This is a genomic window from Pseudomonas sp. GL-R-19 (assembly GCF_019956375.1).
Classification (GTDB): Bacteria; Pseudomonadota; Gammaproteobacteria; order Pseudomonadales; family Pseudomonadaceae; genus Aquipseudomonas.
On the sequence record NZ_JAHBDJ010000009.1, the window covers coordinates 73,390 to 96,182 of the forward strand.

Below are 22,793 nucleotides of genomic sequence, written 5' to 3' on the forward strand. Positions count from 1 at the left end.
CCTCATACCCAAGTGGTCGGCGATTAACCGTCCTTCTCGATTTCACAGAGTAGCGGATGCTGGCTTTCCCTGGCGTACTGGTTGACCTGCATGGCCTTGGTCTCGGCGATGTCGCGGGTAAACACTCCACATACTGCCCGTCCTTCTGTGTGGACGGCCAGCATGACCTTGGTCGCCAGCTCGCGATTCAGGTTAAAAAACACCTCGAGCACTTCGACGACGAAATCCATCGGTGTGTAGTCATCGTTGAACAAAACCACCTTGTACATCGGCGGCGCCTGTAGTGCAGGCTTTGCCTCCTGAACAGCAATGCCCGTGGAATCGTCGTCGTGTAAATCAGGGCGATCCTGATTGAATGTTAGTCGAATCTGGCTGATTGCATGCATGGAAAGAAAGGTTCGTCAGTTGTTCAAATACAGTGGTGGGGGCGGCTATCAGCGTTTTCAACTCCGACTGCCCGGTCAGCTTGACTATCGGCAAAACGGTGTTACAAACAATAGAGCCCACAGTGGGTAAAAAAGGTCCGCGGAGTCAATCTTATTTACAGATTCGACTGCGGATGTACTGGATGATACTCCAGTGATGGAGTCTGTTGCAGAGGGAGTTGGGTATGGCTGTCGGCAAGGTGAAGTGGTTCAACAACGCCAAGGGTTACGGATTCATCAACGAGGAAGGCAAGACAGAAGACCTGTTTGCCCACTACTCAGCCATTAAAATGGATGGCTATAAAACCCTGAAAGCCGGGCAAGCTGTCGTATTCGACATCATCCAGGGCCCCAAAGGCCTGCACGCGGTCAACATCGGCAACCCGGTGGATGCTTCGAAGGCCACCACCCCCATCATTGAACAGACCGTTACGGTTTAACGCCGCACCGTCAACCAGCCATAAAAAAACCGCCTGACTCAAATACTTGAATCAGGCGGTTTTTGTGTGCCTGCGTTTTCTTACATGTGCGAGATCAGCGCATCACCAAAACCGGAAGACGACACCAGCTTCGCACCTTCCATCAGACGTTCGAAGTCATAGGTCACGGTCTTGGCGGAAATCGCGCCGTTGGTGCCCTTGATGATCAGGTCGGCCGCTTCGGTCCAGCCCATGTGGCGCAGCATCATCTCAGCGGAGAGAATCAGCGAGCCCGGGTTGACCTGGTCCTTGCCGGCGTACTTCGGTGCCGTACCGTGGGTGGCTTCGAACATGGCCACGGTGTCGGACAGGTTGGCACCCGGCGCGATACCGATACCACCCACTTCCGCCGCCAGGGCGTCGGAGAGGTAGTCGCCGTTCAGGTTCAGGGTCGCGATCACATCGTACTCGGCCGGACGCAGCAGGATTTGCTGGAGCATGGCGTCGGCAATGGCATCCTTGACGACAACGTTCTTGCCGGTTTTCGGGTTCTTGAACTGCATCCACGGACCGCCGTCGAGCAGGGTCGCGCCGAACTCTTCAGCCGCCACTTCGTAGGCCCACTCCTTGAAGGCACCTTCGGTGAACTTCATGATGTTGCCTTTGTGCACGATGGTCAGCGAGTCGCGGTCGTTGTCGACCACATATTGCAGGGCCTTGCGCGCCAGACGCTTGGTGCCTTGCAGGGATACCGGCTTGACGCCGATGCCGCAGTTCTCGTCGAAACGGATCTTGGTCACGCCCATTTCTTCTTTGAGGAACTTGATGACTTTGGTGGCTTCCGGCGTACCGGCCTTCCACTCGATGCCGGCGTAGATGTCTTCGGAGTTCTCGCGGAAGATGGTCATGTCGACATCGCCCGGCTTCTTGACCGGGCTAGGCACGCCTTCGAACCAGCGCACCGGGCGCAGGCAGACGTACAGGTCGAGTTGCTGACGCAGGGCCACGTTCAGGGAACGGATGCCGCCACCGACCGGGGTGGTCAGCGGGCCCTTGATGGAAACCACGTAGTCCTTGACCGCATCCAGGGTTTCCTGAGGCAGCCAGGTGTCCTGATCGTAAACCTGAGTCGCTTTCTCCCCGGCGTACACCTCCATCCAGGAAATCTTGCGCTCGCCACCGTAAGCCTTCTTAACAGCAGCATCGACAACCTTGATCATGACCGGGCTGATGTCGACGCCAATGCCGTCGCCTTCGATGAAGGGGATGATCGGGTTATTAGGAACATTGAGAGAATGGTCTGCATTGACGGTGATTTTGTCGCCGACGGCTGGAACCTGAATCTTCTTGTAACCCATGCTGAACTCCATTGATTGGATTGAACATCTGGCTTGGTTCGAGCGTAACCCAGTTGAATCGGCGCGCAAACCCTATGTTCCGCCCATCGGCGGCAAAGCCTTGCATCTGGCGAGCTACAAGCCTGAAAGCAAAGGGAAAAGCGCCAAAACCAAGCACGACGAATGACTCTACGCCCGACTTGCCCCTGCGACCTTTAGACCAATGGACGACATTCGTTGCGTATGAACCATCGGCAGATTGCCAGCTACCTATGTATAATGCCGCCGCTGACCAAAGGGTCACGACGGGTAAAACAGCCTGCCGCTTGATGAAAAGCGACGAGCGTTTGCGCCCAAAGCCGGTCTGTTATCGCAGTCCGGCCACTTGACGCCCTACTGATGCACCCAACATCACAGCAACGAAACCTCGATATTCGGCTCATGGATGACTTTGAACGAACGCGCTTACCCGGCGCCCTCGAGTTTCTGCGCACGCTTTAGCAAAGAAGAGAGAGTTAATCCGAATATGCCCACCCGCTCGAAGATCATCTATACCTTCACCGACGAAGCTCCTGCCCTCGCCACCTATTCACTGTTGCCTATCGTAGAGGCGTTCACCGCCTCGGCTGATATCGCCGTTGAAACCCGCGATATCTCTCTTGCAGGGCGCATCCTGGCCAGCTTCCCCGAGCAACTGGGCGACAAAGCCGTAGCCGACCACCTCGCCGAACTGGGCGCCCTGGCCGTTACGCCTGAAGCCAACATCATCAAATTGCCGAACATCAGCGCCTCGGTTCCGCAATTGCAAGCCGCGATCAAAGAGCTGCAAGCCCAGGGCTTCGCACTGCCGGACTACCCTGAGACCGTCACCAGCGACGCCGACAAAGAAGCCAAGGCGCGTTACGACAAGATCAAGGGCAGCGCCGTGAACCCGGTTCTGCGTGAAGGCAACTCCGACCGTCGCGCGCCGCTGTCGGTCAAGAACTACGCACGCAAGCACCCGCACAAAATGGGCGCGTGGGCCAAGGACTCCAAGTCCCACATCGCGCACATGAACACCGGCGATTTCTACGGCAGCGAAAAAGCCGCCCTGATCGACGCCGCTGACGCCGTGAAAATCGAACTGATCGCTCAAGACGGCACCGCCACCGTCCTGAAAGAAAAGACCAGCGTACAAGCCGGTGAGATCCTCGATTGCGCGGTATTGAGCAAAAACGCCCTGCGCAGCTTCATCGCGGCCGAAATCGAAGACGCCAAGGCACAAGGCGTGCTGCTGTCGGTTCACTTGAAAGCCACCATGATGAAGGTCTCCGACCCGATCATGTTCGGCCAGATCGTTGCCGAGTTCTATAAAGACGCACTGACCAAGCACGCTGACGTACTGGCACAGATCGGCTTCAACCTGAACAACGGCATCGGCGACCTGTACGCTCGCATCAAGGCCCTGCCTGCAGAACAGCAAGCGGCCATCGAAGCTGACATCCAGGCGGTCTACGCCGCTCGCCCTTCCCTGGCGATGGTCAACTCCGACAAAGGCATCACCAACCTGCACGTGCCGAGCGACGTGATCGTCGACGCCTCGATGCCGGCGATGATCCGTGACTCCGGCAAGATGTGGGGCACCGACGGCCTGCTGCACGACACCAAGGCCGTGATCCCGGATCGCTGCTACGCGACCATCTACCAGGCTGTGATCGAAGACTGCAAGGCCAACGGCGCGTTCGATCCGACCACCATGGGCAGCGTGCCGAACGTTGGCCTGATGGCGAAGAAAGCCGAAGAATACGGCTCCCACGACAAGACTTTCCAGATCAAGGCTGACGGCGTTGTTCGCGTCACCGACAGCAAGGGCACCCTGCTGATGGAACAGGCTGTCGAGGCCGGTGACATCTTCCGCATGTGCCAGACCAAAGACGCTCCGATCCAGGACTGGGTCAAACTGGCCGTCAACCGTGCTCGCGCAAGTGCGACCCCGGCGATTTTCTGGCTGGACCCGATGCGCGCCCACGACGGCGTAGTGATCGAGAAAGTTCAGGCTTACCTGAAGGATCACGACACTGCCGGCCTGGACATCCAGATCATGGCGCCGGTCGATGCGATGAAGTACACCCTGCAGCGCACCCGCGAAGGCAAGGACACTATTTCGGTGACCGGCAACGTACTGCGCGACTACCTGACCGACCTGTTCCCGATCATGGAACTGGGCACCAGCGCCAAGATGCTGTCGATCGTGCCGTTGATGAACGGCGGTGGCCTGTTCGAAACCGGCGCCGGCGGTTCGGCTCCGAAGCACGTTCAGCAGCTGCTGGAAGAAAACTTCCTGCGTTGGGATTCGCTGGGTGAATTCCTGGCCCTGGCCGCGTCCCTGGAACACCTGGGCGTGACCTACAACAACCCTAAGGCGCTGGTGCTGGCCAAGACCCTGGACCAGGCCACCGGCCAGTTCCTGGACAACAACAAGTCGCCATCGCGCAAAGTCGGCAACATCGACAACCGCGGCAGCCACTTCTACCTGGCGCTGTACTGGGCTCAAGCCCTGGCTGCCCAGACCGAAGACGCTGCACTGCAAGCGCAGTTCGCGACCCTGGCCAAGACCCTGACCGAGAACGAGGCGACCATCGTTGCCGAACTCAACGCCGTTCAGGGCAAGCCAGTGGACATCGGCGGTTACTACCACGCCGACGCCGAGCTGATCAGCAAGGCCATGCGCCCAAGCGCAACCTTCAACGCGGCGGTAGCTGCGCTGGCGTAAGGTTGTAAGGAAGCACCACAAACCCCGGCCCCGTGCCGGGGTTTGTGTTTTCAGAATTCACACAAACCCATTGTAGGAGTGAGCCTGCTCGCGATAGCGTCATGTCAGCCAATATTGATGTCACTGACATACCGCCATCGCGAGCAGGCTCACTCCTACATTGGACTGTGTTTCAACTTTGGAATTTGAGGACATCTCATGGACTGGAAACCCCACATCACCGTCGCCACCATCGTCGAAGACAACGGTCGCTTCCTGATGGTCGAAGAACTCAAGCACGGGCGTGTGGTGCTCAACCAGCCCGCCGGCCACCTGGACCCGAACGAAACCCTGACCGAAGCCGCCATTCGCGAAACCCTCGAGGAAACCGGCTGGGACGTCCAACCGACCGGCGTACTGGGCATTTACCTCTACACCGCCCCGAGCAACGGCGTGACCTACCAGCGGGTCTGCTTTATCGCCAAACCACTGAAACACCACGCGGATTATCAACTGGACGACGGCATCGTCGGCGCCAAGTGGTTGACCCGCGAGGAATTAATCGAGCAGCGCGACAACTGGCGCAGCGAGCTGATCATCCGCTGCATCGACGACTATCTGGCAGGCCAGAACTTCGGCCTCGAATTGATCCGTCCTTCTCTTTAGCCATGCAGGCTCCAGCCTGATAGAATCGCGTCCTTTTTCAAGACACTCATTGAATCCCTATGCGTGACCCAGCCCCTTCTGACACACAAAAGAAGCGCGTCATTGTCGGTATGTCCGGCGGCGTGGACTCTTCCGTTTCCGCCCTCCTGCTGATCGAGCAGGGCTATGAGGTGGAAGGCCTGTTCATGAAGAACTGGGAAGAAGACGATGGAACCGAATACTGCACCGCCATGGATGACCTGGCGGATGCTCAGGCCGTGTGTGACAAGATTGGCATCAAGCTGCACACCGCCAACTTCGCCGCCGAGTACTGGGACAACGTGTTCGAGCATTTCCTGGCCGAATACAAGGCCGGACGCACGCCAAACCCGGACATCCTGTGCAACCGTGAAATCAAGTTCAAGGCGTTCCTCGACTACGCCATGATGCTCGGTGCCGACCTGATCGCCACCGGCCACTACGTGCGTCGCCGCGACATCGACGGTCGCACCGAACTGCTCAAGGGCCTGGACCCGAACAAGGACCAGAGCTACTTCCTGCACGCCGTCGGCGGTGAACAGATCGCCAAGACCCTGTTCCCGGTTGGCGAGCTGGAAAAACCGCAAGTGCGCGCCATTGCCGAGAAATACGAGCTGGCGACCGCGAAGAAAAAGGATTCCACCGGGATCTGCTTTATCGGCGAGCGCCGCTTCAGCGACTTCCTCAAGCAGTACCTGCCAGCGCAACCGGGCGAGATCAAGACCACCGAAGGTGAAGTCATCGGCCGTCACCACGGCCTGATGTACCACACCATCGGCCAGCGCCAGGGCCTGGGCATTGGCGGGCTGAAAGATGCCAGCGATGAACCGTGGTACGTGCTGGTCAAGGACCTGGAACACAACGAACTGATCGTTGGCCAGGGCAACGATCACCCGTGGCTGTTCTCCCGCGCCCTGCTCGCTTCCGATATCTACTGGGTCAACCCGATCGATCTGAGCCAGCCACGCAAGCTGACCGCCAAGGTTCGTTATCGCCAGAGCGACCAGCCGTGCACCCTTGAAAAAACCGCCACGGGTTATCGCGCAACCTTCGATGATCCGCAACGCGCGGTCACTCCGGGCCAGTCCGTGGTGTTCTACGACGGTGAAATCTGCCTCGGCGGCGGCGTGATTGAAGTAGCGCAGCCGTGGACGAGCAAGGGCCAGGCCCTATGAACCCGATTCAGGAGCAACTGACAGCACTGGGCGGCGTGTTTCTCGCCGCCGTGCTGGTGGACAGGATTGCCAAGTCCGGCCAGACCAACGAAGCCGGACTGACCTGCATGCTCGGTAGCCTGCTGATCCGCGACCCCAAGGACACTCTGGAAGTCTACGGCGGCGACGACATCAACCTGCGTGAAGGCTACCGCGCGCTGATCGGCGCCCTCGAACGCGACCCAAGCGCCCTGCAGCGCGAACCGCTGCGTTATGCCCTGGCCATGCTCGGCCTTGAGCGTCAGCTGGCAAAGCGCAACGACATGCTCGACGTGATCGGCAAGCGTCTGCCGCAGATCCAGTCCCAGGTCGAACACTTCGGCCCGGCCCACGAAAACGTGATCGCCGCCTGCGGCGCGCTGTATCAGGACACCCTGAGCACCCTGCGCCAACGCATCCAGGTGCACGGCGACATGCGCAACCTGCAACAACCGAGCAATGCCTCGAAAATTCGTGCCCTGCTGCTGGCCGGCATCCGTTCGGCCCGCCTGTGGCGGCAATTGGGCGGTCATCGCTGGCAACTGGTGATCAGCCGCCGCAAATTGCTCAAAGAGCTTTACCCGTTGATGCGTAACGAATAACCCGTATCGACAGATACCGAACATAGCAATACGCGTAATACGCCGGTCAGTTGGCGACGGACCGGCGGATTTTTTCATGTATGATACGCGCCCCATTTCGTTGCCCGACTGTCCGAGAACACCCCATGCAGCTCTCTTCGCTCACTGCGGTTTCCCCTGTTGACGGCCGCTACGCCGGCAAAACCCAGGCCCTGCGCCCGATTTTCAGCGAGTACGGCCTGATCCGTGCCCGCGTTCTGGTTGAAGTGCGCTGGCTCCAGCGCCTGGCCGCTCACCCTGCCATCAGCGAAGTGCCGGCGTTCTCCGCCGAAGCCAACGCTGTACTCAACACCCTGGCGGAAAATTTCTCTCTGGAGCACGCCGAGCGCGTCAAAGAGATCGAGCGCACCACCAACCACGACGTCAAGGCCATTGAATACCTGCTCAAAGAGCAAGCGGCCAAGCTGCCGGAACTGGCCAAGGTCAGCGAGTTCATCCACTTTGCCTGCACCAGCGAAGACATCAACAACCTGTCCCACGCCCTGATGCTGCGCGAAGGCCGTGATGACGTGATGCTGCCGCTGATGCGCCAGACCGCCAACGCCATCCGCGAACTGGCGATCCGCTTCGCCGACGTACCGATGCTGTCGCGCACCCACGGTCAACCGGCCTCGCCGACCACCCTGGGCAAAGAACTGGCGAACGTGGTTTACCGCCTTGAGCGCCAGATCGCTCAAGTCGCTGCCGTTCCGCTGCTGGGCAAGATCAACGGCGCTGTCGGCAACTACAACGCCCACCTGTCGGCCTACCCGGAGATCGACTGGGAAGCCAACGCCCGCGCCTTCATCGAAGACGAGCTGGGCCTGGGCTTCAACCCCTACACCACGCAGATCGAACCGCACGACTACATTGCCGAGCTGTTCGACGCGATCGCGCGCTTCAACACCATCCTGATCGACTTCGACCGCGACATCTGGGGCTATATCTCCCTGGGTTATTTCAAACAGCGCACCATTGCTGGCGAAATCGGTTCGTCGACCATGCCGCACAAGGTCAACCCGATCGACTTCGAAAACTCCGAAGGCAACCTGGGTATCGCCAACGCACTGTTCCAGCACCTGGCGAGCAAGCTGCCGATCTCTCGCTGGCAGCGCGACCTGACCGACTCCACCGTACTGCGCAACCTCGGTGTCGGCTTCGCCCACAGCGTGATCGCGTACGAAGCCAGCCTGAAAGGCATCAGCAAACTGGAGCTCAACGAGCAGAAGATTGCCGCTGACCTGAACGCCTGCTGGGAAGTATTGGCCGAGCCGATCCAGACCGTGATGCGTCGCTACAACATCGAAAACCCGTACGAAAAGCTGAAAGAACTGACCCGCGGCAAGGGCATCAGCCCAGAAGCGCTGCAGACTTTCATCGACGGCCTGGACATGCCAGCCGCCGCCAAGGCCGAGCTGAAATTGCTCACCCCGGCCAACTACATCGGCAACGCTGCAGAACAAGCCAGACGCATCTGATCGACCGCTAGACCCTTTTAAGACGCCCGGCCGCGCCGGGCGTTTTTATTCCCGTCTGAAAAGTGCATTTTTTCAATAGGTTACACATGAATCCTGATATTCCTCTTCAACTTCTGGGCGGCATCACGGCACGGGAATTCCTGCGCGACTACTGGCAGAAAAAGCCGCTGTTGATCCGTCAGGCAATTCCTGATTTCGAAAGCCCGATCGACGCCGACGAACTGGCCGGCCTGGCGCTGGAAGAAGAAGTCGAATCGCGACTGATCATCGAGAATGGCGAGCGTCCGTGGGAACTGCGTCGCGGCCCGTTCGCCGAAGATGAATTCAGCAAGCTGCCTGAACGTGACTGGACCCTGCTGGTGCAAGCCGTGGATCAGTTCGTCCCGGAAGTCAGCGAACTGCTGGAAAACTTCCGCTTTCTGCCGAGCTGGCGCATCGACGACGTGATGATCAGCTACGCCGCGCCGGGCGGCAGCGTTGGGCCGCACTTCGACAACTACGACGTGTTCCTGCTGCAAGGCCACGGCAAGCGCAACTGGAAGATCGGCCAGATGTGCAACACCGAGAGCCCGATGCTGGCCCACGCCGACCTGCGCATCCTCTCCGAATTCGAAGCCACCGATGAATGGGTGCTGGAACCGGGCGACATGCTCTACCTGCCACCGCGCCTGGCCCATTGCGGCGTCGCCGTTGATGAGTGCATGACCTACTCCGTCGGTTTCCGCGCACCAAGCGCCGCTGAAGTGCTGACCCACTTCACCGACTTCCTCAGCCAGTTCCTGTCGGACGAGGAACGCTACACCGACGCCGACGCCGTGCCGACTGCCGACCCTCACCAGATCCAGCGCGACGCACTCGACCGCCTGAAAGGCCTGCTGGCCGAGCACATGAGCGACGAGCGCCTGCTGCTGACCTGGTTCGGCCAGTTCATGACCGAGCCACGCTACCCGGAACTGGTGGTGGGCCCGGAAGACGTCGAAGAAGACGACTTCATGTCTGCCCTGGAGCAAGGCGCGATCCTGATTCGCAACCCGAGCGCACGCCTGGCGTGGTCTGAAGTCGATGACGACCTGCTGCTGTTCGCCAGTGGTCAGAGCCGTTACCTGCCAGGCAAGCTGCGCGAACTGCTGAAGATGATCTGCGCCGCCGACTCGCTGCACGCCGATAACCTTGGCGAATGGCTGAGCGACGAAGACGGCCGCGGCCTGCTGTGCGAACTGCTCAAGCAAGGAAGCCTGGGGTTTGCCGATGAATAAAATTCACGTACGTGTCGCAGACTGGCAAAAGGACAACGCCGAGATCCGGCGCATTCGTGAAGCGGTGTTCGTCGCAGAGCAATCCGTTCCGCCAGAATTGGAATGGGATGCCGATGACATCGATGCAGTGCATTTCCTCGCGTTCGAAGGCGACTTTCCGATTGGCACCGCCCGCTTGCTGCCCGATGGGCACGTCGGCCGGGTGTCGGTACTCAAGGACTGGCGCGGCCTGAAAGTCGGCGACGCGCTGATGCAAGCGGTGATTGGTGAAGCCGAAGAGCGCGGTTTGAAGCAGCAGATGCTCAGCGCTCAAGTGCAAGCCACGGCGTTCTATGAGCGCCTGGGCTTTCACATGGTCAGTGAGGAGTTCCTGGAAGCCGGGATTCCGCATGTGGACATGGTGCGGCATTCGGCCTGATACCTTCGTGGCGAGGGAGCTTGCTCCCGCTGGGCTGCGCAGCAGCCCCAATAATTTAGGGCCGCTTCGCGACCCAGCGGGACGGTGCGGCGATCCGACAAGCTCCCTCGCCACAAATGCACTCGACTACACCACAAAACGCCCCGCCATCTCCGGATGCCGGGGCGTTTTGCTGTCTACCATTCAACTTGCCCCATCCCGGGCCGACAAACTGACAATATCAACACTTGTAGGAGCGAGCTTGCTCGCGATGGACTTGAGAGCGCCGCGGGGCGTCAGACGTCACGCATTATCGTTGACGACCATCGCGAGCAAGCTCGCTCCTACACAAATCACAATGCCGGAGATAACGGACATGTCCCTACGCACCCTGCTCACCACGCTGCTGGTGACCTGCAGTTTTTCGGTCTTGGCAGCCACTGAAATCGTGCCACTGAACTACCGCACCAGCGCAGATATGCTACCCGTGGCGCAGGATTTCGTCGGCAAGGACGGCCAGGTCAGCGCCTACGGCAATCAGCTGATCGTCAACGCCGATCAGCGCAAGATCGACGAACTTAAAGCCCTTCTTTCGCAACTCGACACAGCTCCCAAGCGCCTGCTGATCACCGTCGATACTAGCGACAACAACTTCCAGGGTGACCAGGGTTATTCGGCGAACGGCGCTAAGCCAAACCAGACACGCATCCTCAACTACAGCACCGACAGTCGCGACGGCGGCATTCAGCAAGTGCAGGCCAGCGAAGGCGCACCGGCACTGATCCAGGTCGGCCAGAGCGTGCCGCTGACCAGCTCGCAGACCGATTCCTACGGCGATCTGCGCAGCCAGACCGAATACCGCAACGTCACTCAGGGTTTCTACGTCACCGCAAACGTCACCGGCGACATCGTTCACCTGTCGATCAGCACCAACCGTGACCGCATGAGCCAGGAACGTCCCGATGTAGTGAACGTACAAAGCACCGACACAACCGTCACCGGCCACCTCGGTGAGTGGATCCTGCTGGCCGGGATCAACGGCCAGACCCAGGCCGACAAACAGGGCCAGGCCCGCAGTTACTCGACCCAGAGCCGCAACGACATGACCTTGCGGGTGAAAGTCGACACCCTGGACTAAAGCACCAAAAACTGACTGACGAGTCGTATTAGACTAAAGATGTAGTGCCTGAAAAAAAGCACTACAAAACGTTTGACGAGCCAAAAAAGCGAAGGCATGATGGCCTCGCTCCCGCTAATCAGAGGCCCTGGCAAGGGCCTTCGAAGCGATGTTCGCACCTACCCCGCGAACCGCTTCGTGTCTGTACCGCCCACAAGGTGTGTTTGACGAGGTTGTCGACTGGAACGAAGTTGTCCCGAGGGACGGAAGCGTAATAGGTAACCCGGCACCACACTGATGTTCGCACCAAGGCCCACGACGCCCGAATGCGCCCGCAGTTCGCCTTTACCTGCTCACTTCCCCTCGAGCCGATCGTTCACCCCGTCGCCCTCCCCGCCGAATCCGACTTGACCGCTTAAGCTTCTGGTCAGCGAGCGCAGGAATTTTCCACCGCAGAACAACTTTTCATAAAGACGCGACGAGGTTTATCTCCCATGGCACTGACACGCGAACAGCAAATTGCAGCCCTCGAAAAAGACTGGGCTGAAAACCCGCGCTGGAAAGGCGTGACACGCACTTACTCCGCTGCTGACGTCGTCCGCCTGCGTGGCTCGGTTCAACCTGAGCACACCTTTGCAAAAATGGGCGCCGAGAAGCTGTGGAACCTGGTGACCCAGGGTGCCAAGCCAGCCTTCCGTCCCGAGAAAGATTTCGTCAACTGCATGGGCGCCCTGACCGGCGGCCAGGCTGTTCAACAAGTCAAGGCCGGCATCCAGGCGATCTACCTGTCTGGCTGGCAAGTGGCTGCGGACAACAACTCCGCCGAATCGATGTACCCGGACCAGTCGCTGTACCCGGTGGACTCGGTTCCAACCGTGGTCAAGCGCATCAACAACTCGTTCCGTCGTGCCGACCAGATCCAGTGGAAAGCCGGCAAGAACCCGGGCGACGCTGGCTACATCGACTACTTCGCGCCAATCGTGGCTGACGCCGAAGCCGGTTTCGGCGGCGTACTGAACGCTTACGAGCTGATGAAGAGCATGATCGAAGCAGGCGCCGCCGGCGTTCACTTCGAAGACCAGTTGGCTTCCGTGAAAAAATGCGGCCACATGGGCGGCAAGGTACTGGTTCCTACCCAGGAAGCCGTACAGAAGCTGACCGCTGCTCGCCTGGCTGCTGACGTTGCCGGTACTCCGACCATCATCCTGGCCCGTACCGACGCTAACGCCGCTGACCTGCTGACTTCGGACTGCGACCCGTACGACCAGCCATTCGTGACTGGCGAGCGCACTCAGGAAGGTTTCTACAAGGTTCGCGCTGGCCTGGATCAAGCGATCGCCCGTGGCCTGGCCTACGCTCCGTACGCCGACCTGATCTGGTGCGAAACCGCCAAGCCAGACCTGGACGAGGCTCGTCGCTTCGCTGAAGCGATCAAGAAGGAATACCCGGACCAACTGCTGTCGTACAACTGCTCGCCTTCCTTCAACTGGAAGAAAAACCTGGACGACGCGACCATCGCCAAGTTCCAGCGCGAACTGTCCGCCATGGGCTACAAGCACCAGTTCATCACCCTGGCCGGCATTCACAACATGTGGCACAGCATGTTCAACCTGGCGCACGACTACGCCCGCAACGACATGACTGCCTACGTGAAGCTGCAAGAGCAGGAATTCGCTGACGCCGCCAAGGGTTACACCTTCGTGGCGCACCAGCAGGAAGTGGGCACCGGCTACTTCGACGACATGACCACCGTGATCCAGGGTGGCTCGTCTTCGGTAACCGCACTGACCGGTTCGACTGAAGAAGAACAGTTCCACTGATCTGCTTCGCTTGAGTCAACAGCCGTTGCGGGCCTGATAGAAAGCTAACCGCAGCGCTGCACATCTGACGCCCCGACTGGTTCGGGGCGTTTTTTTTGCCTGCGATTCAATGCCCGCCCTTCTGTAGGAGCGAGCTTGCTCGCGAAAAACTCAAGAGCGCCGATGGGAATCAGGATTTTCGCGTTATCGTTCGCGACCATCGCGAGCAGGCTCGCTCCTACAGGGGATGGTGGTGATCCGGAAAATCATTGATCCAGCGCGTCATCCACCGTCCGAAAATCCGCTAAAACGCACCCTGCCGCTACATGCAGTAACGCCCATATAAGACAACTTCCCAACTCGCCATCGAACAAACAGTTTAAAAACCAAGCCAAACAGTATTGATTATCATTTAGCTGCAACTATGTTCGTTACATTCCTTACAAAACATAATTGGCGAAATGCCGGCTAATGCCCACAGGTCAAGGGCTACAGGGCCTTGAGGGCCCGCCATGTCCTTATTCCTATAATAAATTTCGCTACAGGAATTTTACTTGCCGGGTGTTTAGCCATAAAATCAGCTGGATTGATTGCTGCGACATATCGTCACTGCTTTTGTTTCTTTTCAAGCTCAGAGACCTTTGCTCTCTGTTAAGGATTACCAGCATGCCCGAAGCGACAGGACTCATGGCCCATAACTGGGGCTTTGCCATTTTCCTTCTAGGCGTCGTCGGCCTCTGTGCCTTCATGCTGGGCGTCTCCAGCCTCCTTGGGTCAAAAGCCTGGGGCCGCAGCAAAAACGAACCGTTCGAGTCCGGCATGCTACCTACAGGTGGCGCCCGCTTGCGGCTCTCAGCCAAATTCTATCTGGTCGCGATGCTCTTCGTGATCTTCGATATCGAAGCCCTCTTTCTCTTTGCCTGGTCTGTGTCCGTCCGCGAAAGCGGCTGGACCGGATTCGTCGAAGCTCTCGTTTTCATAGCAATTCTGTTGGCAGGCCTTGTCTACCTATTCCGAGTGGGCGCCCTTGACTGGGCTCCGGAAGCTCGGCGCAAGCGGCAAGCGAAGCTGAAACAATGAGGCTTTGGCAATGCAATACAATCTCACCAGGATCGACCCCGATGCTCCTAACGAGCAGTATCCGATTGGCCAGCGGGAAACCGTTTCCGATCCGTTAGAAGATCAAGTCCACAAAAACATCTTCATGGGCAAGCTCGAAGACGTGCTTAACGGCACGATCAACTGGGGGCGCAAGAACTCCCTGTGGCCGTATAACTTCGGTCTTTCGTGCTGCTACGTGGAAATGACCACCGCCTTCACGGCGCCCCACGACATCGCGCGCTTTGGCGCCGAGGTTATCCGGGCATCGCCGCGTCAGGCGGATTTCATGGTTATCGCCGGTACTTGCTTCATCAAGATGGCGCCGATCATTCAGCGTCTCTACGAGCAAATGCTCGAGCCTAAATGGGTCATCTCCATGGGTTCGTGCGCCAACTCCGGTGGCATGTACGACATCTACTCCGTCGTTCAAGGGGTGGACAAGTTCCTGCCCGTGGACGTCTACGTGCCTGGCTGCCCGCCCCGTCCTGAAGCTTTCCTGCAAGGCTTGATGCTTTTGCAAGAGTCGATTGGACAGGAGCGTCGCCCGCTTTCCTGGGTCGTCGGCGATCAAGGCGTATACCGCGCCGAGATGCCTTCCGAGAAGGAAAAGCGCCGCGAACAGCGAATCGCAGTCACCAACCTGCGCAGCCCCGACGAAGTCTGATCCAGATCTGCCTCTTTCCATGGAACGAGAACCTGGCTTCATTCTTTACGTTGACCGAAAGCGATAAAATAACCATGACTACAGGCAGTGCTCTGTACATCCCGCCTTACAAGGCAGACGACCAGGATGTGGTCGTCGAACTGAACAACCGTTTTGGCCCGGAGGCGTTCACCGCCCAGGCTACCCGCACCGGCATGCCGGTGCTTTGGGTTGCCCGCGCCAAACTCGTCGAAGTCCTGACCTTCCTGCGTAACCTGCCCAAGCCGTACGTCATGCTCTATGACCTGCACGGCGTGGACGAGCGTCTGCGTACCAAGCGTCAAGGGCTGCCGAACGGCGTCGACTTCTCCGTGTTCTATCACTTGATGTCGATCGAACGTAATAGTGACGTGATGATCAAGGTCGCCTTGTCCGAGAGCGACCTCAACCTGCCTTCCATCACCAGCATCTGGCCAAACGCCAACTGGTACGAACGTGAAGTCTGGGACATGTACGGCATCCACTTCACCGGCCACCCTCACCTGTCGCGCATCATGATGCCACCGACCTGGGAAGGTCACCCGCTGCGCAAGGACTTCCCGGCCCGCGCCACCGAGTTCGACCCGTTCACCCTGAACCTGGCCAAGCAGCAGCTCGAGGAAGAGTCCGCGCGCTTCAAGCCGGAAGACTGGGGCATGAAGCGTTCCGGCCCGAACGAGGACTACATGTTCCTCAACCTCGGCCCGAACCACCCTTCCGCGCACGGTGCGTTCCGCATCATCCTGCAGCTGGACGGCGAAGAGATCGTCGACTGCGTACCGGACGTCGGCTACCACCACCGTGGTGCCGAGAAAATGGCCGAGCGTCAGTCCTGGCACAGCTTCATCCCGTACACCGACCGTATCGACTACCTCGGCGGCGTGATGAACAACCTGCCGTACGTGCTCTCTGTCGAGAAGCTGGCCGGCATCAAGGTGCCGGAGAAGGTCGACGTCATCCGCATCATGATGGCCGAGTTCTTCCGGATCACCAGCCACCTGCTGTTCCTGGGTACCTACATCCAGGACGTCGGCGCCATGACCCCGGTGTTCTTCACTTTCACCGACCGTCAACGCGCGTACACGGTGATCGAAGCCATTACCGGTTTCCGCCTGCACCCGGCCTGGTACCGCATCGGTGGCGTCGCCCACGACCTGCCGCGCGGCTGGGAAAAACTGGTCAAGGATTTCGTCGAGTGGATGCCCAAGCGTCTGGACGAATACCAGAAAGCCGCACTGGACAACAGCATCCTGCGTGGCCGGACCATCGGCGTCGCCGACTACAACACCAAAGAGGCCCTGGAATGGGGTGTCACCGGTGCCGGCCTGCGTTCGACCGGTTGCGATTTCGACCTGCGTAAAGCGCGTCCGTACTCGGGCTACGAGAACTTCGAGTTCGAAGTGCCGCTGGCCGCCAATGGCGATGCCTACGACCGCTGCATCGTGCGTGTCGAGGAGATGCGCCAGAGCATCAGGATCATCGACCAGTGCCTGCGCAACATGCCGGAAGGCCCGTACAAAGCGGATCACCCGCTGACCACGCCGCCGCCGAAAGAGCGCACCCTGCAGCACATCGAAACCTTGATCACGCACTTCCTGCAAGTTTCGTGGGGCCCGGTCATGCCGGCCAACGAATCCTTCCAGATGATCGAAGCGACCAAGGGCATCAACAGTTATTACCTGACGAGCGATGGCGGCACCATGAGCTACCGCACCCGGATTCGTACCCCAAGCTTCCCGCACCTGCAGCAGATCCCTTCGGTGATCAAAGGCAGCATGGTCGCGGACTTGATTGCGTACCTGGGTAGTATCGATTTCGTTATGGCCGACGTGGACCGCTAAGCATGAATAGCACGCTTATCCAGACAGACCGTTTCACCTTGAGTGAAACCGAGCGCTCGGCCATCGAGCACGAGCTGCATCACTACGAAGACCCGCGCGCGGCGTCGATCGAAGCCCTGAAGATCGTCCAGAAGGAACGTGGCTGGGTGCCGGACGGCGCCTTGTACGCCATCGGCGAGATCCTCGGCATCCCGGCCAGCGACGTTGAAGGCGTGGCCACTTTCTATAGCCAGATCTTCCGTCAGCCAGTGGGCCGTCACATCATTCGCGTCTGCGACAGCATGGTCTGCTACATCGGCGGCCACGAGTCCGTGGTCAGCGAAATCCAGAGCAAGCTGGGCATCAGCCTGGGCCAGACCACCACCGATGGTCGTTTCACCCTGCTGCCGGTCTGCTGCCTCGGCAACTGCGACAAGGCGCCGGCGTTGATGATCGACGACGACACCTTCGGTGATGTGCAGCCAGCCGGCGTTGCCAAATTGCTCGAGGGCTACGTATGACCCTGACTTCTTTCGGTCCTGCCAACCGCATCAAGCGTTCGGCCGAGACTCACCCGCTTACCTGGCGTCTGCGTGACGACGGCGAAGCCGTCTGGCTCGACGAGTACCAGGCCAAGAACGGTTACGCCGCTGCGCGCAAGGCCTTCGCCGACATGGCCCAGGACGACATCGTCCAGACCGTGAAAGACTCCGGCCTCAAGGGTCGCGGCGGTGCAGGCTTCCCCACTGGCGTTAAGTGGGGCCTGATGCCCAAGGACGAATCCATCAACATCCGCTACCTGCTGTGCAACGCGGATGAAATGGAGCCGAACACCTGGAAAGACCGCATGCTGATGGAGCAATTGCCCCATCTGCTGATCGAAGGCATGCTGATCAGTGCCCGCGCCCTGAAAACCTACCGCGGCTACATCTTCCTGCGTGGCGAGTACACCACCGCCGCCAGGCACCTCAATCGTGCCGTGGAAGAAGCCAAGGCTGCTGGCCTGCTGGGCAAGAACATCCTGGGTTCGGGTTTTGATTTCGAGCTGTTCGTCCACACCGGCGCCGGGCGTTACATCTGCGGTGAAGAAACCGCACTGATCAACTCCCTCGAAGGCCGCCGCGCCAACCCGCGCTCCAAGCCGCCGTTCCCGGCCGCCGTTGGCGTGTGGGGCAAGCCGACTTGCGTGAACAACGTCGAAACCCTGTGCAACGTGCCGGCGATCATTGCCGACGGCGTGGACTGGTACAAGTCGTTGGCTCGCGAAGGCAGCGAAGACATGGGCACCAAGCTCATGGGCTTCTCCGGCAAGGTCAAGAATCCGGGCCTGTGGGAACTGCCGTTCGGCGTCACCGGTCGCGAGCTGTTCGAAGACTACGCCGGCGGCATGCGCGACGGTTACAAGCTCAAGTGCTGGCAGCCTGGCGGCGCCGGTACCGGCTTCCTGTTGCCGGAACACCTGGACGCACAAATGTACGCCGGCGGCATCGCCAAAGTCGGCACCCGTATGGGTACCGGCCTGGCCATGGCGGTGGACGACAGCGTCAACATGGTGTCTTTGCTGCGCAACATGGAAGAGTTCTTCTCCCGCGAGTCCTGTGGCTTCTGCACTCCGTGCCGTGACGGTCTGCCATGGAGCGTCAAGCTGCTGCGCGCGATCGAGAACGGTGAAGGGCAAGCCGGCGACATCGAGACCCTGCTGGGTCTGGTCGGTTTCCTCGGCCCTGGCAAGACCTTCTGTGCACACGCACCGGGTGCCGTGGAGCCATTGGGCAGCGCAATCAAATACTTCCGTCCAGAGTTCGAAGCCGGTATCGCGCCTGTCAGCGCCGCCGTCCCGCCTCTGGCAAGGCCGATCCTGGTCGGCGCGTAAACGCTTAAAAAAGGCGAAGGGTCCGTGCCCTTCGCTTTTCGTGTGATGACGCCTTTAACGGCTGTGTTGATTCACGCGGATAACAAGATTCCATTAGCCACGCCCGCTGACACCGGGCCAACGAAGAACTTTGAACCATGGCCACTATCCACGTAGACGGCAAAGAGCTCGAAGTCGATGGGGCAGACAACCTGTTACAGGCATGTCTGTCGCTAGGCCTCGATATCCCTTATTTCTGCTGGCACCCTGCCCTTGGCAGCGTTGGCGCTTGCCGCCAGTGCGCGGTCAAGCAGTACACCGACGAGAACGACACCCGTGGTCGTATCGTGATGTCGTGCATGACCCCTGCCACCGACGGCACCTGGATCTCCATCGAAGATGAAGAATCCAAGGCCTTCCGCGCCAGTGTTGTCGAATGGCTGATGACCAACCACCCTCACGACTGCCCGGTCTGTGAAGAAGGCGGTCACTGCCACCTGCAAGACATGACGGTAATGACCGGCCACAACGAGCGCCGTTACCGCTTCACCAAGCGTACCCACCAGAACCAGCAACTGGGCCCGTTCATTTCTCACGAGATGAACCGCTGCATCGCTTGCTACCGCTGCGTGCGCTTCTATAAAGACTACGCCGGCGGCACCGACCTCGGTGTATTCGGCGCCCACGACAATGTGTACTTCGGTCGCGTTGAAGACGGCACCCTGGAAAGCGAGTTCTCCGGCAACCTCACCGAGGTCTGCCCGACCGGTGTGTTCACCGACAAGACTCACTCCGAGCGCTACAACCGCAAGTGGGACATGCAGTTCTCGCCGAGCATCTGCCATGGCTGCTCCAGTGGTTGCAACATCTCCCCGGGCGAGCGTTACGGCGAACTGCGTCGCATCGAAAACCGCTACAACGGTTCGGTGAACCAGTACTTCCTGTGCGACCGTGGCCGTTTCGGCTATGGCTACGTCAACCGCGAAGACCGCCCGCGTCAGCCGCTGCTGGCCAACGGCGCCAAGCTGAGCCTCGACGAAGCGCTGGACAAAGCCGCTGACCTGCTGCGCGGTCGCAACATCGTCGGTATCGGTTCGCCACGCGCCAGCCTCGAAAGCAACTACGCGTTGCGCGAACTGGTGGGCGCCGAGCACTTCTACTCGGGTATCGAAGCTGCCGAGCTGGAGCGCATCCGCCTGGTCCTGCAAGTGCTGAAAGACAGCCCGCTGCCGGTGCCGAACATGCGCGACATCGAAGACCACGACGCCGTGTTCGTTCTCGGTGAAGACCTGACCCAGACTGCTGCGCGCATGGCCCTGTCCCTGCGTCAATCGGTCAAGGGCAAGGCCGAAGACATGGCCGACGCCATGCGCGTCCAGCCTTGGCTCGACGCCGCCGTGAAGAACATCGGCCAGCACGCGCTGAACCCGCTGTTCATCGCAAGCCTGGCTGAAACCAAGCTCGACGACATCGCCGAAGAATGCGTTCACGCAGCTCCCGACGACCTGGCCCGCATCGGTTTCGCCGTGGCTCACGCCCTCGACGCCAGCGCACCGGCCGTTGAAGGCCTGGACGCTGAAGCCCTTGAACTGGCCAAGCGCATCGCCGACGCTCTGCTCGCAGCCAAGCGCCCGCTGATCATCGCCGGTACTTCCCTGGGCTCCAAAGCGCTGATTGAAGCTGCTGCCAACATTGCGAAAGCGTTGAAGCTGCGCGAGAAGAACGGTTCCATCAGCCTGATCGTGCCAGAGGCCAACAGCCTCGGCCTGGCCATGCTCGGTGGCGAATCGGTTGATGCCGCGCTGCAAGCGGTGATCTCTGGCCGTGCCGACGCCATCGTCGTGCTGGAAAACGATCTGTACACCCGTACCGACAAGGCCAAGGTCGATGCCGCCCTGAGCGCCGCCAAAGTGCTGATCGTCGCCGACCATCAGAAGACAGCCACCAGCGATCGCGCGCACCTGGTTCTGCCAGCCGCCAGCTTCGCTGAAGGCGACGGTACCCTGGTCAGCCAGGAAGGCCGCGCCCAGCGCTTCTTCCAGGTGTTCGATCCGAAGTACATGGATGCGAGCATCCTGGTTCATGAAGGCTGGCGCTGGCTGCATGCCCTGCGCGCGACCCTGCTGAACCAGCCGATCGACTGGACCCAACTGGACCACGCCACCGCCGCCGTCGCTTCCAGCACCTCGATCCTGAACCGCATCGTTGATGCCGCACCGTCCGCCGCGTTCCGCATCAAGGGCATGAAACTGGCCCGCGAACCGCTGCGTTACTCCGGTCGTACCGCCATGCGCGCCGACATCAACGTGCACGAACCGCGCACCCCGCAGGACAAGGACACCGCGTTCGCCTTCTCCATGGAAGGTTACTCGGGCTCGGCCGAACCGCGTCAGCAAGTGCCGTTCGCCTGGTCTCCGGGCTGGAACTCGCCGCAAGCCTGGAACAAGTTCCAGGACGAAGTCGGTGGTCACATCCGCGCTGGTGACCCAGGCACCCGTCTGATCGAAACCAGCGGTGACTCGCTGAACTGGTTCGCCAGCGTTCCGCGCGCGTTCAACCCGGCCCAGGGCACCTGGCAGGTCGTGCCGTTCTTCCACCTGTTCGGCAGCGAAGAGAACTCTTCGAAAGCCGCTCCAGTGCAGGAACGCATCCCGGCTGCTTATGTTGCTCTGGCCAAGTCCGAAGCCGACCGTCTGGGTGTCAATGACGGCGCCATGCTGAGCCTGAACGTGGCCGGCCAGACCCTGCGTCTGCCACTGCGTATCAATGAAGAGCTGGGCGCCGGTCTGGTGGCATTGCCTGCGGGCATTGCCGGCATTCCGCCAGCCATCTTTGGCCAATCCGTCGACGGTCTGCAGGAGGCAGCGCAATGACCTTGTTCACTCCTGAAGTGATCGACATCATCATCGCGGTCCTCAAGGCCGTGGTGATTCTGCTCGCCGTGGTGGTTTGCGGCGCCCTGCTGAGCTGGGTCGAGCGTCGCCTGCTCGCCCTCTGGCAGGACCGTTACGGTCCGAACCGCGTCGGCCCGTTCGGCGCGTTCCAGATCGCCGCCGACATGATCAAGATGTTCTTCAAGGAAGACTGGACCCCGCCGTTCGCCGACAAAGTGATCTTCACTTTGGCGCCGGTCGTGGCCATGAGCGCCTTGCTGATTGCCTTCGCGATCATCCCGATCACCCCGACCTGGGGTGTCGCGGACATCAACATCGGCATCCTGTTCTTCTTCGCCATGGCTGGCCTGTCGGTCTACGCGGTGCTGTTCGCCGGCTGGTCGAGCAACAACAAGTTCGCCCTGCTGGGCAGCTTGCGGGCCTCGGCACAAACCGTGTCGTACGAAGTGTTCATGGGCCTGTCGCTGATGGGCATCGTGATCCAGGTTGGCTCGTTCAACATGCGCGACATCGTCGAATACCAGGCGCAGAATCTGTGGTTCGTCATTCCGCAGATCTTCGGTTTCCTGACCTTCTTCATCGCTGGCGTCGCCGTGACTCACCGTCACCCGTTCGACCAGCCGGAAGCGGAACAGGAACTGGCCGACGGTTACCACATTGAATACGCCGGCATGAAATGGGGCATGTTCTTCGTCGGCGAGTACATCGGCATCGTGTTGATTTCGGCGCTGCTGGTGACCTTGTTCTTCGGTGGCTGGCACGGTCCGTTCGGCATTCTGCCGCAGATCCCGTTCATCTGGTTCGCGTTGAAAACCGCGTTCTTCATCATGTTCTTCATCCTGCTGCGCGCCTCGATTCCGCGCCCACGGTATGACCAAGTGATGGATTTCAGCTGGAAGTTCTGCCTGCCGCTGACCCTCGTCAACATGCTGGTGACCGCTGCGATCGTGTTGCTCAACACGCCCGCCGTCGCGGCTCAGTGAGGATA

The 22,793-nt window shown here is 59.8% G+C and carries 20 protein-coding genes; 18 read left to right on the forward strand and 2 right to left on the reverse strand.

Annotated elements, in window-relative coordinates:
- Positions 1 to 23: 23 nt before the first annotated feature.
- Complete coding sequence (gene clpS / locus KGA83_RS05575) at positions 24 to 386, reverse strand: ATP-dependent Clp protease adapter ClpS (RefSeq protein ID WP_032829596.1); 363 nt, start codon at positions 384 to 386, stop codon at positions 24 to 26.
- Positions 387 to 610: 224 nt separating this feature from the next.
- On the opposite strand from clpS, the gene cspD reads away from it, so the two are divergent.
- Positions 611 to 865, forward strand: coding sequence for a cold shock domain-containing protein CspD (gene cspD / locus KGA83_RS05580; protein ID WP_108217859.1), 255 nt, complete (start codon positions 611 to 613; stop codon positions 863 to 865).
- Between the two features lie 80 nt (positions 866 to 945).
- Here the strand turns inward: cspD and icd are convergent, their stop codons facing one another.
- Entirely contained in the window at positions 946 to 2,202 is a 1,257-nt protein-coding gene (gene icd, locus KGA83_RS05585) for an NADP-dependent isocitrate dehydrogenase (RefSeq protein WP_057399856.1), read from the reverse strand.
- Here icd and KGA83_RS05590 point away from each other — a divergent pair.
- The 17 genes from KGA83_RS05590 (at position 2,201) to nuoH (ending at position 22,788) form a co-directional block, all read left to right on the forward strand.
- Entirely contained in the window at positions 2,201 to 2,368 is a 168-nt protein-coding gene (locus tag KGA83_RS05590) for a hypothetical protein (protein ID WP_177413231.1), read from the forward strand. The two genes, icd and KGA83_RS05590, sit on opposite strands and share 2 nt — an antisense overlap.
- A gap of 339 nt (positions 2,369 to 2,707) precedes the next feature.
- Positions 2,708 to 4,933 carry an NADP-dependent isocitrate dehydrogenase gene (locus KGA83_RS05595; protein ID WP_223528981.1) on the forward strand — a complete coding sequence of 742 codons (2,226 nt, stop codon included), beginning with the start codon at positions 2,708 to 2,710 and terminating at the stop codon, positions 4,931 to 4,933.
- 198 nt (positions 4,934 to 5,131) lie between these two features.
- Positions 5,132 to 5,578: an NUDIX hydrolase gene (locus KGA83_RS05600; protein WP_108217857.1), complete on the forward strand. Its 447-nt coding sequence runs from the start codon at positions 5,132 to 5,134 to the stop codon at positions 5,576 to 5,578.
- A 59-nt stretch (positions 5,579 to 5,637) separates the two neighbouring features.
- On the forward strand, positions 5,638 to 6,771 hold the full coding sequence (mnmA, locus tag KGA83_RS05605; RefSeq protein WP_108217856.1) for a tRNA 2-thiouridine(34) synthase MnmA: 1,134 nt from the start codon (positions 5,638 to 5,640) through the stop codon (positions 6,769 to 6,771).
- Positions 6,768 to 7,391: a high frequency lysogenization protein HflD gene (hflD, locus tag KGA83_RS05610; protein WP_108217855.1), complete on the forward strand. Its 624-nt coding sequence runs from the start codon at positions 6,768 to 6,770 to the stop codon at positions 7,389 to 7,391. The genes mnmA and hflD overlap by 4 nt, the downstream gene beginning before the upstream one ends.
- Positions 7,392 to 7,516: 125 nt before the next feature.
- On the forward strand, positions 7,517 to 8,887 hold the full coding sequence (purB, locus tag KGA83_RS05615) for an adenylosuccinate lyase (RefSeq protein ID WP_223528984.1): 1,371 nt from the start codon (positions 7,517 to 7,519) through the stop codon (positions 8,885 to 8,887).
- 86 nt (positions 8,888 to 8,973) lie between these two features.
- Complete coding sequence (locus tag KGA83_RS05620) at positions 8,974 to 10,143, forward strand: cupin domain-containing protein (protein ID WP_108217853.1); 1,170 nt, start codon at positions 8,974 to 8,976, stop codon at positions 10,141 to 10,143.
- Positions 10,136 to 10,561 (forward strand): GNAT family N-acetyltransferase, encoded by a 426-nt coding sequence (locus KGA83_RS05625; protein ID WP_108217852.1) that lies wholly within the window; start codon positions 10,136 to 10,138, stop codon positions 10,559 to 10,561. The genes KGA83_RS05620 and KGA83_RS05625 overlap by 8 nt, the downstream gene beginning before the upstream one ends.
- 355 nt (positions 10,562 to 10,916) lie before the next feature.
- A complete protein-coding gene (locus KGA83_RS05630; protein ID WP_223528987.1) occupies positions 10,917 to 11,678 on the forward strand; it encodes a secretin N-terminal domain-containing protein in 762 nt (253 codons plus the stop codon).
- 473 nt (positions 11,679 to 12,151) lie between these two features.
- Positions 12,152 to 13,477 (forward strand): isocitrate lyase, encoded by a 1,326-nt coding sequence (gene aceA, locus KGA83_RS05635; RefSeq protein WP_007970439.1) that lies wholly within the window; start codon positions 12,152 to 12,154, stop codon positions 13,475 to 13,477.
- Positions 13,478 to 14,122: 645 nt separating this feature from the next.
- Positions 14,123 to 14,536: an NADH-quinone oxidoreductase subunit A gene (locus tag KGA83_RS05640; protein WP_003223812.1), complete on the forward strand. Its 414-nt coding sequence runs from the start codon at positions 14,123 to 14,125 to the stop codon at positions 14,534 to 14,536.
- 10 nt (positions 14,537 to 14,546) lie between these two features.
- On the forward strand, positions 14,547 to 15,221 hold the full coding sequence (locus tag KGA83_RS05645) for a NuoB/complex I 20 kDa subunit family protein (RefSeq protein ID WP_046037844.1): 675 nt from the start codon (positions 14,547 to 14,549) through the stop codon (positions 15,219 to 15,221).
- A gap of 74 nt (positions 15,222 to 15,295) precedes the next feature.
- The gene (gene nuoC / locus KGA83_RS05650; protein WP_108217850.1) at positions 15,296 to 17,080 is read left to right on the forward strand and encodes an NADH-quinone oxidoreductase subunit C/D; all 1,785 of its coding nucleotides are present in this window, start codon (positions 15,296 to 15,298) and stop codon (positions 17,078 to 17,080) included.
- A gap of 2 nt (positions 17,081 to 17,082) precedes the next feature.
- Positions 17,083 to 17,580, forward strand: a complete 498-nt coding sequence (gene nuoE, locus KGA83_RS05655) for an NADH-quinone oxidoreductase subunit NuoE (RefSeq protein WP_108217849.1) — start codon at positions 17,083 to 17,085, stop codon at positions 17,578 to 17,580.
- Positions 17,577 to 18,932 (forward strand): NADH-quinone oxidoreductase subunit NuoF, encoded by a 1,356-nt coding sequence (gene nuoF, locus KGA83_RS05660; protein ID WP_108217848.1) that lies wholly within the window; start codon positions 17,577 to 17,579, stop codon positions 18,930 to 18,932. The genes nuoE and nuoF overlap by 4 nt, the downstream gene beginning before the upstream one ends.
- Before the next feature lie 137 nt (positions 18,933 to 19,069).
- A complete protein-coding gene (gene nuoG, locus KGA83_RS05665) occupies positions 19,070 to 21,784 on the forward strand; it encodes an NADH-quinone oxidoreductase subunit NuoG (RefSeq protein WP_108217847.1) in 2,715 nt (904 codons plus the stop codon).
- Positions 21,781 to 22,788, forward strand: a complete 1,008-nt coding sequence (gene nuoH, locus KGA83_RS05670; RefSeq protein ID WP_046037838.1) for an NADH-quinone oxidoreductase subunit NuoH — start codon at positions 21,781 to 21,783, stop codon at positions 22,786 to 22,788. The genes nuoG and nuoH overlap by 4 nt, the downstream gene beginning before the upstream one ends.
- Positions 22,789 to 22,793: the final 5 nt, after the last annotated feature.